This is a genomic window from Acidiferrimicrobium sp. IK, from assembly GCF_025499425.1.
Classification (GTDB): Bacteria; Actinomycetota; Acidimicrobiia; order Acidimicrobiales; family Palsa-688; genus Acidiferrimicrobium.
Window position 1 is genome coordinate 302444 of record NZ_JAIMCB010000001.1, and the last position, 13944, is coordinate 316387.

A 13944-nucleotide genomic window follows, 5' to 3' on the forward strand; every position below is an offset into this window, starting at 1 on the left:
TCGGCTACAGCCAGGCACGAGCAAACAGGCTGGGGAACTGCGGCGACGGCCATCTCCAGACTCCTCGGGCTGCGCGCGATGCCGGCCGCCGACCGCAGCTACCTGCAGGCGCACGGCCCAGCCGTGCTGGCGGCTCGGGCGAAGGCCCCCAAGCGGTGGCGCACATGGTGGTGGGTGTGCGCAGCCGGCCAGATCGCCTTCCTCCTGACGGTGCTGATGCTCCGAGGGCGCTGGCGAAGGTCGTCGGCTCTGCGCGACATCGCGGCTGAGGAGGCGCTCATCGACGCGGAACTAGCCCGCGTGGCCGCCGGCTCAGCCGCCGGCGGGGGAGTGAGCACCGGCGCCGCCACGGCCACCGGCGCCGTGGAACCGTGACCGGGACGAGGGGCAGCGTCCGCCGCCAGGTGCGCATAGCCAGGTCGGCCGGGGACGTCTGGTCGCTAGTCGGTGACCCGGCGCGCATCGCGGAATGGTTCCCCGGGATCGAGTCGGCGACCGTCGAGGGCACCGTGCGAACCGTGGTCACCGGGGCCGGGATGCCAATCCCTGAAGAGATCGTCACCAACGATCCGCTGCAACGACGCTTCCAGTACCGGCTCAAGACCCCCGCGATCCGGGAGCACCTCTCCACCCTCGACGTGTTCGACCTCGGCGACGGATCGTGCCTGGTCTCGTACTCAGCCGACGCCGAGCCGGCCACGATGGCCCTGGTGATCGCCGGAGCGGCCGGCGCGGCCCTACACCACCTACGCGATCTCATGGAGGCGGACTGATGGCCCGCAAGATCCTGCTCGTCACGACCGATCAGCAGCGTTACGACACCCTCGGCTGCAACGGATCCGAGCTGGCCCGCACCCCGGTCGCGGATGCCCTCGCCGCCCAGGGCATCAACTACCAACGAGCCGTGCCCCAGTCGGTGGTGTGCATGCCGTCCCGCTCGACCATCCTCACCGGTCAGCACCCGTCGACGCATGGCGTGTGGATGAACGGCGTGCCTCTCCCGGGCGACGCACCGTCTTTCGCCGAAGTGCTCCGAACGGCCGGATACAGGACGGCCCTCGTCGGCAAGTCCCACTTCGAGCCCTTCTTCGACCCATTCGTGCGCTTCCCGGACAACGCCTTGTCGGCGACAGGCACGACCCCGCCTAACGGCTCGCACCGAGGGTTCGAGCACATGGAACTGGCGACGCACGGAGCGCAGGGCATGCTCCACTACGCCCGATGGCTCAGATCGGAGCATCCCGAGGCGCTGGGTATGTTCTACCCCACCGTCGACGCCGAGCTTCAGGTGAACGCGGCCGGCGGCGGCGACACGGGAGCCCCGCAGGTCCACGTCAACCCGGTGCCCCGGGGGTGGTACCACACCGACTGGGTGGCGGACCGGACGATCGCCTGGCTCGACACCCTCGACCCCGACGCCGACTGGTTCTGCTGGATGAGCTTCCCCGACCCCCACCACCCCTGGGATCCGCCGGAATCCGAGATGGCCCGCGTGAACTGGCGCGACGTGCCGCTCCCGGCTGGCTTTATTGAGTCGACAGAGCAGAGAGAGGCCGTGATAGACGCCAAGCCGCGGCATTGGCGCATGTGGTACGACGGGTCGCTCATCTCTAACTACGAGGCCCCGGCCCGGTGGGTACCAGCAACCCTCACGGCCGATCAGGTGAGAGAGGTGAACGCCCGCAACGCCGTCGAATGCGAGCTGATCGACGAAGCGCTCGGACGGGTGCTGCGAGCCGTCGACGCGAGGGGATGGGCCGAGGACCTCGACGTGATATTCACCACCGACCACGGAGAGCTCCAAGGAGACTTCGGTCTGCTATTCAAAGGTCCATACCACGTTGACGGGCTCATGCGCCTCCCGCTCATTTGGAGGCCGGCCCCGTCGAGCGCCGCGACCCCCGCCGTGGTCCGCTCCCCGGTAGGCCTGGTCGACCTGGCCCCCACGATCTGCGCCATCGCCGGGGTGGACCGCCCGGACTGGATGGAGGGACACGCTCTCCCCCGCTCCGACGGCGACGGGGCCGGGCGGGTGCTAACCGAGTGGGACAGCGAACTGTTCGGCGTCGACGTGCACCTGCGGACCGTTACCCGGGACGGGTGGGTCTGCACGACCTACCTCCCGGGGACCGTGCACGACGGCAGCGAGGGCGAGCTCTACGACCTGTCGGACGATCCGCTACAGATGCTCAACCGCTGGGATGATCCGGGCAGGAGGGCGATACGCGACGACCTGGTCGCTGACCTGCATGAGGCGCAACGACCGGCCCGAAACCCCAGGCCTGACGTGGAGGCGCCGGTATGACCGTGAGAGCCGTAACCGCTTCCTCTGGCCTCGGACCGGTGAGCAGCCGGGGCGCTTACTCGACCTCGCGCTGGCCGCGGTCGTCTCGTTGGTGGTCGGCGTGGAGCGGCTCCGCGTCTTTGGCGCTTTGGATGCGCCGCTGGCTGGCTGACACCGGGAGCTGGATGTTGTGTCGCAGTCCGATGATGCGGATGGCGAAGCAGACGGCGAAGCCGATGAGGGGTGGGCTTCGCTGTTGGTGCCGGCGCCGTGGGCGGCGGCTAGGACGGCGGCGCCGGCGAGGGCGGGGACGGCGTAGAGGTCGTGTCGTGGCACGGTGGGGACTTGGCGGATGAGGACGTCGCGGAGCATGCCTCCGCCGATAGCGGTGATGGCGCCGAGGATGATCGCTTGGGCCGGCCCTAGCCGGAACTCGATCGCTTTGGCGCCTCCGGTGACGCAGAACGGGGCGAGACCGTCCAGGGCGCCTAGGCCATGATCGATGACGGCCTCTTCGAGCGGTTCCCGAGACCGGACGTGATCTTGGGGCAGCACGTCATGCCCGGTGTCGCCGGTCATGTCGGCTACCGGCCGGGCACGACCCAGGCCGCTGCGGACAGTCTGCAGGGTCCGTCTGTTCGGGCGGGGCGCGCACGGCTCGATGCCCGAGTCCAGCGTGGACCCGGTGGTCATGGCGGCCGCGACGGTCATGCGCCTGCAGACCTCTTGGATCGGGATCGGCTGGAGGCTCCGGGTGGAGGATCGGTGGTGCTACTGCTTTGTCGTTTCGGGTGGCAGGCTCACCTTCCAGCTGCCGCCGTAGAAGCGGATGCTGATGAGGTAAGCGAGCCCTGCAGCGATGTAGATGGCCTCATACGGCCAATACGTCGCGTTTCGCGCCGCCGCGATCACGCAGGCCATTACCGAGCCGGTCACAGCGACGAAGGCGCTGACCCGGGATGCCTGCAGCCGTACGAGTTCTTGGCGTTCGTCGGCGCGGTGTGCGAGTACTGCGCCGATGTCGGAGTCCTGGGCGGTGGCCGCGAACATCAACGCGACGACAAGCACGGTGACTGTCTCGCCGATGACGATCGCCTCCCAGTGGTGCTGGCCGAGCCCCACCGAGAGCGAGATCGCACTGCCACCAATGGCAGCCATGAGTGGGACCCACAGCCGGCCGAACTTCGAGTTGGTCATATGCCCTCCTCCTCGGGATCGAACATCTTCTCCATCGGCATCTCGAAGAACCGGGCGATACGGAAGGCAAGCGGGAGCGACGGCAAGTACCGGCCGCTCTCTATGGAGATCACCGTCTGGCGCGAGACGCCGAGAACGCTTGCCAGCTCGGCTTGGGACAGCTCCCGTTGCACCCGTTCCTCCCGAACCCGGTTCCTCACGATGTAAAGCTACCTTGACTCTTTGCGCCTGTCAAGGGCGCTTTACACGCGCAGATCGGCTCGGGCATCGCTGCGACCGGCAGGTTTGTCTTGCGTGCACTTCCCGAGTGGTGGAGTGGGCGCTCGTGTGTCTGTGCGGACGGTGGCCCGATGTCCTGCGCTCAAGACGCCTCAGATCCGCCACCACCAGCCAGTGGGTGCAATCTGCACCCACTGGCTGGTAGGATCAGGCGATGGCGAGAGTGATCCAGATCCGAGACGTCCCCGATGATGTGCATGAGGCGCTGGCCAAGGCGGCCGACGCCGAGAAGCTCTCGTTGAACCGATACGTGCTACGTGAACTCGAACATCTGGCCCGCCGCGCCGAAGTCATAGAACTCAACGCCCGAGTCATCACCGAGACCAGAGCACGGATCCCCAGGAAGGTCGCACGGGCGAACATCCTCGCCGCGGTGCACGAAGGCCGCGACGAGTGAGGGTGGTCGACGCCGGTGTGCTCGTTGGTGTTCTCGTCGGTGACCTTGAACCCGAGGGGCTAGGCGACGAGGAGCTGGTGGCACCGCACCTGATCGACAGCGAAGTCACGCACGTATTGCGACGGTTGGCTCATCGAGGGGACTTGACCGACGACGAGGCGACCGCTGCAATGGACGGTTTTGTGCGGCTCAGTCTCACTCGGTTCCCGGCGGACTGGCTCCGAGGCCGGATATGGGCGCTACGCCACAACCTCTCTGCCTACGACGCCACATACGTGGCTCTGACGGAAATGCTGTCGGCAACGGCGCTGCTGACTACCGACGCGAGGCTGGCAGCGGCTCCCGGAATCCAATGCCTGGTGGAGGTTCTGTAACGGACTCGCCGCTTCTCGGGCGCCGAACTCCGACCCGACGCGGTGCGGCGAGTCGCGACCCCGCGTGAACTCGCGCGGGAGCCCGGACCATGTGGAACCCTTCAGCGTGACGTCAGGCGTCTTGGGGGCGACCGGGCGGCTCGTGGCGGTATTCGGCCTGGTAGAGGGGTTCCCGGCGTTCAGAGTCGAGTTGGATCTGTAGTCTTCCAGGAAGCGCCGGGCCGGGCTGACCGGCTTGCGATTCCACGATCTGCGCCCACTCCGCCGGCACGCTTGGCGCCCAAACCGGCGCCACCACCAAGGAGCTCATGGCCTGCCTCGGTCACGCCAGCCCCCAGGCGGCGATGGTCTACCAGCACGCCTCGCTCGCCAGGGACGTCGTGATCGCCGAGCGCCTAGCCCAGATGGCCGAGCGGGCCGGGCTGGCACCGGCGCCTGCCGCTCGGCCCAGACCGGCGCCGACCGCCATGGACAGTGACCACGGCCGAGCAATGGTCAGCGCTGGTCATCCTTGGTCGGCGACGGCGGTCAGTGGCCGCGTGTGGCACGACCGCCTCCCCGCCGCCCCTCGGGCCAGCCCGCGGAAAGAGAAAAACCGCCCCTGACCAGGGCGGTTTCCCGTGGTCGGAACCGGTGTCGATCCGGTGACCTCGCGCTTTCCAGGCGGGCTCGGGCTGTCTTCCCGCAATCACCGGGAGTAGCCGATGTCTACAAACCCGCAGCTCAGGAGGGGTATTGGGTCCGAGGGCGCCCGGCCCTGTTGACGCGGTTGCACCGTCGTTTCCCACTGCGTGGGGCACGCGTGGGGCACGAGATCCGCCGATCCCAGAGTGCCAGAGCTATCTGCCGCAGTTCGTTAGGATATACTCAACAGGTGTGACGAAGCGCCTGGTAGACGTCGATGACGAGAAGTTGGAAGCTGTCCGCCTGTTGCTCGGTACCCACACGATGAAGGCGACGGTGGCCGGTGCCCTCGACGAGGTGCTCGCCCTCGATCTCCGCCGGAAGGAGCTGCTGGCTGAGCGAGGCGCACCGCCGGCGGCGTTGGCTGACCCCGATGAGCGCGCCGCTGCGTGGGGCTGAGGGCCTACTACCTGGGTGACACGTCCGCCCTGGCACGCCTCGGCCGGGCCGAGGTCGCCGAGCGGCTGGTCCCGCTCATTGAGGCCGGGCTCGTCGCTCGCTGCACTCCGACCGATCTCGAGGCCGGCTACTCGTCGACCGGGCCCAAGGATCACGCCAGGATGCGGGCCGCGAGGGCAGCTTGGCCGCAGGCAGTGATGGATCAGGCGGTGCTCGACCGGGCGGTGGACGTCCAGGATGCCTTGGCGGTACGCAGCCGCCATCGCGGCGCCAAGATCGCCAACCTTCTCATCGCTGCGGCCGCAGAGGCAGCCGGCCTGGTCGTCCTCCACTACGACCGTGACTTCGAGCTGATCGCCGAGGTGACCGGCCAGCCCGTCGAGTGGGCAGTCGCCGCCGGATCAGTGCCCTGAGGGCGGAGCCGTCTGCCAGCGGCCCCCCTCCTGGGAGGCGGCACTGACATCGCTTCGGCACTGGGCTCTGGGCGCGCCCTGTACGCCGAGCTCGATCGGAGCGCCTCTCAATCGGTGCGGCCCGCAGGCACGACCCTGCGACCGGATACCCAGGACGAGGGCTTCCCGGACCGCTCATATCACCGAATCCGCGCCCAGCTGCCGCTCCTTTGGTACCGCAGCAGCGGAGCACCGAACGCCGGCTTCGGCGCCTCGGCGGACCTTTCGGAGCACGGCTTGCGTGAGTGGAGCACTCTCACGGGCTGCATCTACTCATGACCTCTGTGCCATGGCGTGGCGGATCAGCGTGCAGCGGTTGTCCAGCCCGCGGGCTGCGGCCATTGCAAGCTGCACCTCCAAGCGGGGAACAGGGATCGACCGGCCGCGCCAGGTCACCGCCTCCAGATGCTCACCGGCGGCCGGCTCCTGCTCGTGAGGCGGTGACGAGCTGGTCGGATGAGCTCCCGACAGCCACTCGATGATCGCCCCATGAAAGGCGCGCCCTCCCGCGTCGGCCACCCATCCGGTCATCTGGGTCACCGGCTCCGCCAGCAGATCCCGCATGATCTCGCCGACCGCCCGCGAGTCCTCAACGGCGAGATCCACATCCCCGGGCATCACGTCAACTCCGCGCACGGCCAGCGCAGCGCTGCCGTACAACCACCAACCAATCCCGGTGTCGCTCATCCGGTCCACGAAGACCTGCAGAGCGGACTCCCAGTCGACAGGACGCAGTCGTGCGCTCTGCAGGACCATCAGCTCAATATGGGCAGGCGAAGCGCAGACCGACGGCTCTCTCTTCCGGCGAGCGGAGCGCATGGCTCGTCCCGCCCGATCGGCGGGCGTGTCGTTCGGTGCACCTCGGCATCACCACCCGCCACGTCCGCCGACTCGTCGCCGAGCGACGTGTGCCCTACGTGAAGGTCGGCTGGCTGGTCAGGTTCGATCGGGACGAGATCACCACTTGGTTGGACCAGCACCGGGTCCCCGGACCTCTTACCGCGTGATGGTCACCGCTGCCGCATATCGTGGCAGGCGGCGCTCGCTGACCCGCCCCCTTGGCCGGCCTTCCCGATGTCTCACCAGTTATTGGTGGGCCTGCTCACGGCTGGAGGTCTGATGACCAAGCGGCAGTTCGGAACCATTCGCAAGCTGCCCTCCGGTCGGTGGCAGGTCCGATACCGGACCGACTCTGGTCGGCGAGTGACGGCGGCAGAGACCTTCCGCACTCGGGGAGATGCCTCCCGGTGGCTGGCCAAGGCCGAAGCCGAGCAGGGCCGAGGCTGGATCGATCCGAGAGCAGGGGAGGTGTTGCTCGCCGACTACGCGAGGCGGTGGATCGACGGCCGCGCCAACCTGGCTCCGAGGACCCGGGAGATCTACCAGCACCAGCTGCGCAGCCACGTGCTTGCTCGAATCGCCGAGGGTGTGCGACCGCTCGGCGAGCAGCGCCTCGACCGCTTGACCCCTGAGCTGGTCCGGGCCTGGTACGCCGCTCTCGTCCGGACGCACGGTCGCTCGGTCGCGGCCAAGGCGTACGTGCGCCTCCGCCAAGTGCTCACTCAGGCGGTGGACGACGAGCGCATCGCCCGCAACCCGTGTCGGATCGACGGCGGTGGCATCGAGCACCATCCTGAGCAGCGGACGGTGACTATTGCCCAGCTGGACGGGCTGGCCGACGCTGTCGACGGGCGCTATCGGGCGCTGGTCCTGTGCGCCGGGTTGGGCGGCATCCGAGAGGGAGAGCTGTTCGCTCTCCGGCGCTCGGACGTCGACCTGGAGGGCGGTCTCATCCGTGTCCGCCGCAAGCGCCTCCGTCTGGCTTCCGGTCAGGTGATCGAGGGTCAGCCCAAGAGCCGGGCCGGTGTCCGCGACGTCGTCCTGCCCGTCCAGGCGGTGGACGAGCTGCGCGAGCACCTGGAGCGCTGGGCTCGCCCCGAGCCGGAGGCCTACGTGTTCACCTCGCCGGAAGGGATGCCGCTGGAGCGAAACAACTTCCGCACGAGGGTCTGGCTGCCGGCTACGGCGATGCTCGGGCTCGACGGTCTCAAGTTCCACGAGCTGCGTCACACCGCTGGGACCTTGGCAGCCCAGACAGGGGCGACGACCAAGGAGCTGATGGCCCGGCTCGGCCACTCGAGCACCCGGGCGGCGATGATCTACCAGCACGCCTCGGCCGAGCGGGACAGGCGCATCGCCGAGTGCTTGGGGGCGATGGTGGATCAAGAGCGGAGCCGGGTCCGGGAAGCCATCACCGAGCCCCATTCATCTCGTGGGGCACGGGTGGGGCACGACGGCCTCCCCGCCGCCCCTCGGACCAGCCCCCGGAAAGAGAAAAACCGCCCCTGACCAGGGCGGTTTCCCGTGGTCGGAACCGGTGTCGATCCGGTGACCTCGCGCTTTTCAGGCGCGCGCTCTACCAACTGAGCTATCCGACCGCGGTCCTGACGGGATTTGAACCCGCGACCTCCGGCTTGACAGGCCGGCGTGCACTCCAAACTGCACCACAGGACCTTGCGACGATGGGAGACCGAAACCGCCCACCAGCCCGCAAGGGCTGGGGAGAGACTCTAGCGGGAATCGCCGGCTGGCGCCTCCTGCCTCCCGCCCCCCCAGCCGAGGACCGCCTCCGCCCCCCGTCGGAACACAGCGCTCGATGGTGGCCATGGCCCGGTCTGCCCAGCGGGGGCCGTTCAGGACGGGAGGAGCAGGGACAGCGCGTGGATGACGATGCCGGCGAGGGCGCCGACGACGGTGCCGTTGATGCGGATGTACTGCAGGTCGCGCCCGACGGCCAGCTCGATGCGGCGCGACGCGGCGGCCGCCGGCCAGTCGCCGACCTGACGGCGGATGAGCTGGGTCAGCTCGCCGCCGTAGCGGGTCACCGCATGGCCGATCATGTCGCTGGCCCACCGCTCGACGTCGCTGTGCGTGCGGGGGTCGTCCACGGCCCGCCGGCCGAGGCGTCCGATCAGCCCGGCGATGCGAGCGGTGAGCTCCCCGTCGGGGGCCAGGGAGTCGCGCACCGACTGCAGCCCGGCACCTACCAGGTCGTGCATGACGCCCCGGAACCGATCGTCGGCGAGCACCTTCCCCGCGGTCTCGTCGATCCTGGTGGCGAGCACGCTGTCGTGTTGCAAGTCGTCGGCCACGTCGAGGAGGAGCCCCTCGAGGGCGACGCGGAGGGGGTGCTCGGGCTCGGTGGCGATGGCGTCGAGCTCGGTGGCGGCGTCTCGCAGCAGCCGGGTGACGAAGCGGTCGGTGGTCACCAGCCACGTCACCCAGTTGCGGTCCTCGATGAAGCGGCGCACCGTCGGGCGCAGCTCGTCGAGGTGGGCTCGCAGGTAGTCGCGGCCGCGGGCGGCCAGCACGTCGACGAATGGTCGCTCGGCCCCGCCCTCGGTGGCGGTCTCGAGCAGGCGGCCGAGCATCGGCGCCCAGCTGCGCCCAGCCTGGTGGCGGCGGACCAGGTGCACGGCGTAGTCGACGATGTCGGCGGCGTCGAGCGCGACTAGGGCCCGCTCGGCGGCCACCGCCACGTCGCGGGCCAGCGGCTCGGCGTGGGCCGGGTCGGCCAGCCACGCACCGACCCGGTTGACCAGGTCGGTGTCGGTGACCTGGCGTTGCAGGGCTTCGGGGGTGAGGAAGTAACCGGTGACGAACTCGCCGAGCTTGGTGGCCAGCTCGTCTTTCTTGCGGGGGATCAGAGCGGTGTGGGGGATCGGCAGGCCGAGCGGCCGGCGGAACAGGGCGGTGACCGCGAACCAGTCGGCCAGGCCGCCGACCATCGCCGCTTCGGCCCCCGCCCGGACGAAAGCCAGCACCCCGTGGCTGCCGCCGTGGACCATGTAGGTAGCGACGAACACCGCGGCGGCCACCACCAGTGCCGCGGTGGCGGTGCGCTTCATCCGCCGCAGCGGCCCGGCGTCCTCGTTCTCGGCGCCGCTCAGCGCCCGCCACGCCGCCGGGGTCTGCACGCCCTTCGCCCGCTAGCGGGCGCGGCTCGGCGTGCGGCCACGGCGCCGGAGGGCGCCGGCGGCCAGGCGCCCGCCGAGCATGGTGGCGCCGAGGAAGCACAACGCCACGATGATGAACGCCACAGCGGTTCCCTGCCCGGCGATCACTCGCAGGACCATCCCGATGGCGACGGTCGCCAGCCACGGCACCACGCCCTCGCGGACCGTGTCACCGGCCACTCCCCGGGCCAGCAAGATCACCCACCCGACGGCCAGCCCGGCCAGGAACGGCCACGCCGTCGAGGCGATACCGGCGAGGCTCTCACCGTGGCTGTGGGCGTCGCGGCCGATGACCACGAAGACCACCACCGCCAAGACGTCGATGCTGGCAGCGGTCCTCCTCACGGAGGGCCACGCTAGGCGACTCAGCCGGCGATCCCCGCCGCGGCCCGCTCGGGCTCTGATTCGGGCTCGGGGTTGGAGAACACCATCGCCGCGTCGTCCAGGCCGCGCAGCTTGAGCGCCCGGTAATCCTTCAGGTAGCTCATGTGGACCCGCCACGGGTAGGCGGTCCCCTGTTTGGGCAGCCGGTCGGCGGCCCGCTGCACGTACCCGGCGCTCAGACCGACGAACGTCTCGGTGCTCACCGACGCATCCCGGCTGGTCGGCGTGCACTGGCGGAGCCCGTCGTGGCGCATCCGGTTGAGCAGGCGGCACACGTAGTCACAGGTCAGATCGCACTTGAGGGTCCACGACGCGTTGGTGTAGCCGAACGCGAAAGCGAAGTTGGGGACGTCTTGGAGCATCATGCCCTTGTAGATCATCTTGTCCGGCAACGTGACCGCCCGCCCGTCCAGCGCCACCTCCATGCCGCCGAGGAACAGCAGGTCGAGGCCGGTGGCGGTCACGATGATGTCGGCCTCCAGCTCCCGGCCGGAGCTGAGCAGGATCCCCTTCTCGGTGAAGGTGTCGATGTGGTCGGTCACCACCTCCACCGAACCGGCTCGGATGGCCTTGAAGAAGTCGCCGTCGGGCACCGCGCACACCCGCTGATCCCACGGGTTGTACTTGGGCTTGAAGTGGGTGTCGATGTCGTAGCCCTCCGGGAGCTGACGCTCGAGCTGCATGCGGAGGAGCTTCTTCACCAGTTCCGGGCGGCGCTTGCTCAACACGTACGAGCCCTGCGTCGTCAGCGCCTTGAACCACTTGATCACCGGGCCGTTGATCCGGGCCGGCAGCCACCGACGCAGCAGCTCGGCGACCGGGTCCTTCTCGGGCAGGGCCGCGATGTAGGTGGGGGAGCGCTGCAGCATCGTGACGTGCCCGGCGGTAGCCGCCATAGACGGCACCAGGGTCACTGCGGTGGCACCGCTGCCGATGACCACCACCCGCTTGCCGGCGTAGTCGAGGTCCGCGGGCCACGCCTGGGGGTGCACCACGGTGCCGGCGAATCGCTCCACGCCCTCGAAGTCGGGGGTGTAGCCCCGGTCGTAGCGGTAGTAGCCGGTGCAGGAGAACACGAAGCTGCACGTGAGCTCCACCACTTCGTCGGTGAGGGTATTGCGCGCGCTGACACGCCACCGGGCGTCCTCGCTCGACCAGTCGACCGCGACGACCCGGTGGTTGAAACGGATGTGCTCGTCGACGCCTCCGTCCTTGGCCGTGTCACGTATGTACTGCAAGATCGACTCGCCGTCCGCGATCGTCTTTTCTCCATCCCATGGCCTGAAGGAGTAGCCGAGGGTGAACATGTCGGAGTCGGAGCGGATGCCGGGGTAGCGGAACAGATCCCACGTCCCGCCGATCGCGTCGCGCGCCTCGAAGATGGCGTACGACGCCCACGGGCACTTGGCCTGCAGGTAGTGGCCGGCCCCGACGCCCGACAGGCCGGCTCCTATGACGAGGACGTCGAGGTGCTCCACGGTGGTCGTTGGCTCCTTCAGGCGACCGCGGTCGCCAGCTTGTCGTTGAGGGTGCCCTCGGGGCCGAAGAGCTCGTTGCTCCACTGCTCGAGGAGGGCGTTGGTGTCGTGGTCGTCGGGGTGGAAGCCCCGGGCGTCGTACTCTTTCAGTCGCTGCCAGAGCACCGGGCTAGACAGCGGCGAGGTGCGGAACCGGCGGAGGCTGGCCCGAAGGTTGCCACGCTTGTAGGTCGCCGCGTCGCCGAGCAGTGACAGCGTCACGTTGCCGCCGATGTAGACGATGAACAGCAGGCGCAGCACCTTCATCGTTCCGATGCGCATCCGCTCGCTGCCGCCGACAGCCCGGTAGACGTCGAAGGCCACCGCCTTGTGCTCGCACTCCTCCATGGCGTGCCACACGAACAGGTCGCGCACCGCGGGGTGCCCCAGCTCGTGGCGGACCTGCTCCTCGGAGAGGACCATCTCGCCGAGCACCGCGGTGAAGTGCTCGAGGGCGGCGGTGACCGCCAGGTTGGACTTGGGGGAGAGGAGCCGCTCACGGAAGCGCAGCAGCCTGTCGGTCATCCGCTCAAGGCGCTTGGTCGGATAGCCCAGCTCGCTCAGGCGGTCGTTGAACGCCCGGTGCTCGCGGCCGTGGACCGACTCCTGCCCGATGAAGCCGGCGACCTGCTTCTTCAGTGCCGGTTCGGTGATCTGGTCACGGAAACGGCGCACGGAGCGGACGAAGAACTCCTCGCCGTCGGGGAACACCGACGAGAGGGTCGCGGTGAGGTGGCTGCCGATCAGGTCCCCGTCGCCTGCGAAGTGCTTGGGGACCTCCCGCAGCGACTCCTCGAAGGACATGCGCCGGGTGGGCACCTTGCGGTCCGGGTTGCGGGTCTGGTGCATCTCGGTCTGGCTCGTCACTCGTCTTCTCCCAGTTGAAGAGGTGGTAACCCCATCCTAGAGGATTTGAGGGATTACCTCAAGTCCTCAATTTGCCTGATAGGCTGGGAGGCGATGAGCACGACGGCAGGACCGAGCGGCCCGGGGGCGAGCAAGGGGGAGCAGACCAGGCGGGCGATCCTCGACGCGGCCATCGCCCGCTTCGGGCGCGACGGGTACCGGGCCACCTCTGTCGCCGACATCGCCCGTGACGCAGCGGTCGGCGGGACCGTCGCCTACGCGTACTTCACCAGCAAAGAAGCGCTGTTTCTCGCTGCGGTCGACGAGGACGCGGCGGCGATGATCCACGAGGGGCTGGTTACCGCGGTCGGTGTGCTCGGGGAGAAGGACTGGCGCCAGACCCTGTTTTTCACCATGATCGAAGGGATCGACGGTCATCCGCTGGCCCGACGCCTCCTCGGCGGCCTCGAGCCGGGCGTGACCGACCGGGTGCTCGACATCCCGGCGCTGTCCGAGCTGCGCAAGGTGTGCGCCGAGCGGCTCGCCGCGGAGCAGGCGGCCGGCACCGTCCGGGCCGACATCGACCCGTACATGGTCGGCAACGGGCTGGTGGCCATCCTCCTCTCGTCGCTGATGGCGGTCGTGCAGTTCGGTCCGGCCGCGGCGACGATGTACGCCGATGACGTGGCCGCGGTGATGGAGGCCGCGCTCCTCGCCCCCCGCGCGGCGCTCGCCGCTCGCCCCGCCGCCCCGCGGTGATGAGTCCCAGGCGTCGCGGTCGTCGTCCTAGCTGACCGCCTGCGCGCGCCACCGCAGCCCTCCACCAGGCGGGACGAGCGGGTCGCAGGGTGCAGGGGCACCCGAGAGCCCGGCCGGGCCCCCGGCGTGTGGTCGGTGTCCTGGCGACCGACGACGCGACCAAGACGGTGGAGGCCGCCTCGGCCGGCGCTCAGGTCCTGATCCCGCCGATGCCCGTCGGGGAGATGGGCGCGGTGGCTGTCCCGGCCACCCCCACGGTGAGCGACGCGTCCGACCCCACCGGGTGGAGTTCAAGCTGGTAGCAGCGACGCGCTCCGACGGCACGACGGCGATGTGATCGTCACGGAGGCGAGAGTT

Annotated in this window: 18 protein-coding genes, 2 tRNA genes and 2 pseudogenes; 12 read left to right on the forward strand and 10 right to left on the reverse strand. The window is 69.2% G+C overall.

All coding sequences use genetic code 11. The features are described from left to right. Positions 1–78 precede the first annotated feature (78 nt). From K6U06_RS01395 to K6U06_RS01405, 3 genes are read left to right on the forward strand one after another with little or no spacing between them, the layout of a single operon-like run. The gene (locus tag K6U06_RS01395) at positions 79–375 is read left to right on the forward strand and encodes a hypothetical protein (RefSeq protein ID WP_262320095.1); all 297 of its coding nucleotides are present in this window, start codon (positions 79–81) and stop codon (positions 373–375) included. Next, positions 372–773 (forward strand): SRPBCC family protein, encoded by a 402-nt coding sequence (locus tag K6U06_RS01400; protein WP_262320096.1) that lies wholly within the window; start codon positions 372–374, stop codon positions 771–773. The genes K6U06_RS01395 and K6U06_RS01400 overlap by 4 nt, the downstream gene beginning before the upstream one ends. Then, on the forward strand, positions 773–2305 hold the full coding sequence (locus K6U06_RS01405) for a sulfatase (protein ID WP_262320097.1): 1533 nt from the start codon (positions 773–775) through the stop codon (positions 2303–2305). The genes K6U06_RS01400 and K6U06_RS01405 overlap by 1 nt, the downstream gene beginning before the upstream one ends. A gap of 312 nt (positions 2306–2617) precedes the next feature. Here the strand turns inward: K6U06_RS01405 and K6U06_RS24580 are convergent. After that, a pseudogene (locus K6U06_RS24580) lies at positions 2618–2863 on the reverse strand (trimeric intracellular cation channel family protein); the annotation flags it as partial. Between K6U06_RS24580 and K6U06_RS24585 the strand changes: the two are divergent. Continuing rightward, positions 2777–3008 (forward strand): annotated as a pseudogene (locus tag K6U06_RS24585) (amidohydrolase); the annotation flags it as partial. The pseudogenes K6U06_RS24580 and K6U06_RS24585 overlap by 87 nt on opposite strands. A gap of 47 nt (positions 3009–3055) precedes the next feature. Here K6U06_RS24585 and K6U06_RS01410 read toward each other — a convergent pair. Continuing rightward, positions 3056–3481 carry a hypothetical protein gene (locus K6U06_RS01410; RefSeq protein ID WP_262320098.1) on the reverse strand — a complete coding sequence of 142 codons (426 nt, stop codon included), beginning with the start codon at positions 3479–3481 and terminating at the stop codon, positions 3056–3058. Continuing rightward, positions 3478–3681 (reverse strand): helix-turn-helix transcriptional regulator, encoded by a 204-nt coding sequence (locus tag K6U06_RS01415; protein ID WP_262320099.1) that lies wholly within the window; start codon positions 3679–3681, stop codon positions 3478–3480. The genes K6U06_RS01410 and K6U06_RS01415 overlap by 4 nt, the downstream gene beginning before the upstream one ends. A gap of 233 nt (positions 3682–3914) precedes the next feature. Here K6U06_RS01415 and K6U06_RS01420 point away from each other — a divergent pair, with 233 nt between their 5' ends. From K6U06_RS01420 to K6U06_RS01435, 4 genes are all read left to right on the forward strand, one after another. Next, positions 3915–4157 (forward strand): toxin-antitoxin system HicB family antitoxin, encoded by a 243-nt coding sequence (locus K6U06_RS01420; RefSeq protein WP_262320100.1) that lies wholly within the window; start codon positions 3915–3917, stop codon positions 4155–4157. After that, positions 4154–4531 (forward strand): type II toxin-antitoxin system VapC family toxin, encoded by a 378-nt coding sequence (locus tag K6U06_RS01425; RefSeq protein WP_262320101.1) that lies wholly within the window; start codon positions 4154–4156, stop codon positions 4529–4531. Before K6U06_RS01420 ends, K6U06_RS01425 begins: the two co-directional genes overlap by 4 nt. 876 nt (positions 4532–5407) lie before the next feature. Then, positions 5408–5614: a hypothetical protein gene (locus K6U06_RS01430; RefSeq protein ID WP_262320102.1), complete on the forward strand. Its 207-nt coding sequence runs from the start codon at positions 5408–5410 to the stop codon at positions 5612–5614. Further along, on the forward strand, positions 5605–6027 hold the full coding sequence (locus tag K6U06_RS01435; RefSeq protein ID WP_262320103.1) for a PIN domain-containing protein: 423 nt from the start codon (positions 5605–5607) through the stop codon (positions 6025–6027). The genes K6U06_RS01430 and K6U06_RS01435 overlap by 10 nt, the downstream gene beginning before the upstream one ends. A 312-nt stretch (positions 6028–6339) precedes the next feature. On the opposite strand, the gene K6U06_RS01440 is transcribed toward K6U06_RS01435, so the two are convergent. After that, entirely contained in the window at positions 6340–6822 is a 483-nt protein-coding gene (locus K6U06_RS01440; protein ID WP_262320104.1) for a hypothetical protein, read from the reverse strand. A gap of 98 nt (positions 6823–6920) precedes the next feature. Here K6U06_RS01440 and K6U06_RS01445 point away from each other — a divergent pair, with 98 nt between their 5' ends. Continuing rightward, positions 6921–7073 (forward strand): helix-turn-helix domain-containing protein, encoded by a 153-nt coding sequence (locus K6U06_RS01445; RefSeq protein ID WP_262320105.1) that lies wholly within the window; start codon positions 6921–6923, stop codon positions 7071–7073. A gap of 196 nt (positions 7074–7269) precedes the next feature. Further along, positions 7270–8415, forward strand: a complete 1146-nt coding sequence (locus K6U06_RS01450) for a tyrosine-type recombinase/integrase (protein WP_262320106.1) — start codon at positions 7270–7272, stop codon at positions 8413–8415. A gap of 16 nt (positions 8416–8431) precedes the next feature. Here the strand turns inward: K6U06_RS01450 and K6U06_RS01455 are convergent. The 6 genes from K6U06_RS01455 to K6U06_RS01480 all read right to left on the reverse strand — a co-directional run bounded on the left by K6U06_RS01455 (position 8432) and on the right by K6U06_RS01480 (position 12831). Continuing rightward, positions 8432–8504: transfer RNA gene (locus K6U06_RS01455), tRNA-Phe, on the reverse strand. Between the two features lies 1 nt (position 8505). Then, positions 8506–8580 (reverse strand) — tRNA-Asp (locus tag K6U06_RS01460). A 179-nt stretch (positions 8581–8759) separates the two neighbouring features. Beyond that, a complete protein-coding gene (locus K6U06_RS01465) occupies positions 8760–10043 on the reverse strand; it encodes a DUF445 domain-containing protein (protein ID WP_262320107.1) in 1284 nt (427 codons plus the stop codon). Positions 10044–10055: 12 nt separating this feature from the next. Next, positions 10056–10427, reverse strand: a complete 372-nt coding sequence (locus K6U06_RS01470) for a DUF3054 domain-containing protein (RefSeq protein WP_262320108.1) — start codon at positions 10425–10427, stop codon at positions 10056–10058. Between the two features lie 20 nt (positions 10428–10447). Further along, the gene (locus tag K6U06_RS01475) at positions 10448–11944 is read right to left on the reverse strand and encodes a flavin-containing monooxygenase (RefSeq protein ID WP_262320109.1); all 1497 of its coding nucleotides are present in this window, start codon (positions 11942–11944) and stop codon (positions 10448–10450) included. A gap of 17 nt (positions 11945–11961) precedes the next feature. Further along, positions 11962–12831: a metal-dependent hydrolase gene (locus K6U06_RS01480; RefSeq protein ID WP_410050964.1), complete on the reverse strand. Its 870-nt coding sequence runs from the start codon at positions 12829–12831 to the stop codon at positions 11962–11964. Positions 12832–12942: 111 nt separating this feature from the next. On the opposite strand from K6U06_RS01480, the gene K6U06_RS01485 reads away from it, so the two are divergent. After that, positions 12943–13587, forward strand: a complete 645-nt coding sequence (locus K6U06_RS01485) for a TetR/AcrR family transcriptional regulator (RefSeq protein ID WP_262320111.1) — start codon at positions 12943–12945, stop codon at positions 13585–13587. 128 nt (positions 13588–13715) lie between these two features. Beyond that, the gene (locus tag K6U06_RS01490; RefSeq protein ID WP_262320112.1) at positions 13716–13889 is read left to right on the forward strand and encodes a hypothetical protein; all 174 of its coding nucleotides are present in this window, start codon (positions 13716–13718) and stop codon (positions 13887–13889) included. Positions 13890–13944 lie beyond the last annotated feature (55 nt).

Bases quoted from the DNA above. Each gene is read 5' to 3' on its own strand.
- K6U06_RS01440 (WP_262320104.1), bottom strand. From the start codon at position 6,822: ATGGTCCTGCAGAGCGCACGACTGCGTCCTGTCGACTGGGAGTCCGCT.
- K6U06_RS01410 (WP_262320098.1), bottom strand. From the start codon at position 3,481: ATGACCAACTCGAAGTTCGGCCGGCTGTGGGTCCCACTCATGGCTGCC.
- K6U06_RS01420 (WP_262320100.1), top strand. From the start codon at position 3,915: ATGGCGAGAGTGATCCAGATCCGAGACGTCCCCGATGATGTGCATGAG.
- K6U06_RS01485 (WP_262320111.1), top strand. From the start codon at position 12,943: ATGAGCACGACGGCAGGACCGAGCGGCCCGGGGGCGAGCAAGGGGGAG.
- K6U06_RS01405 (WP_262320097.1), top strand. From the start codon at position 773: ATGGCCCGCAAGATCCTGCTCGTCACGACCGATCAGCAGCGTTACGAC.
- K6U06_RS01395 (WP_262320095.1), top strand. From the start codon at position 79: ATGCCGGCCGCCGACCGCAGCTACCTGCAGGCGCACGGCCCAGCCGTG.
- K6U06_RS01480 (WP_410050964.1), bottom strand. From the start codon at position 12,831: ATGCACCAGACCCGCAACCCGGACCGCAAGGTGCCCACCCGGCGCATG.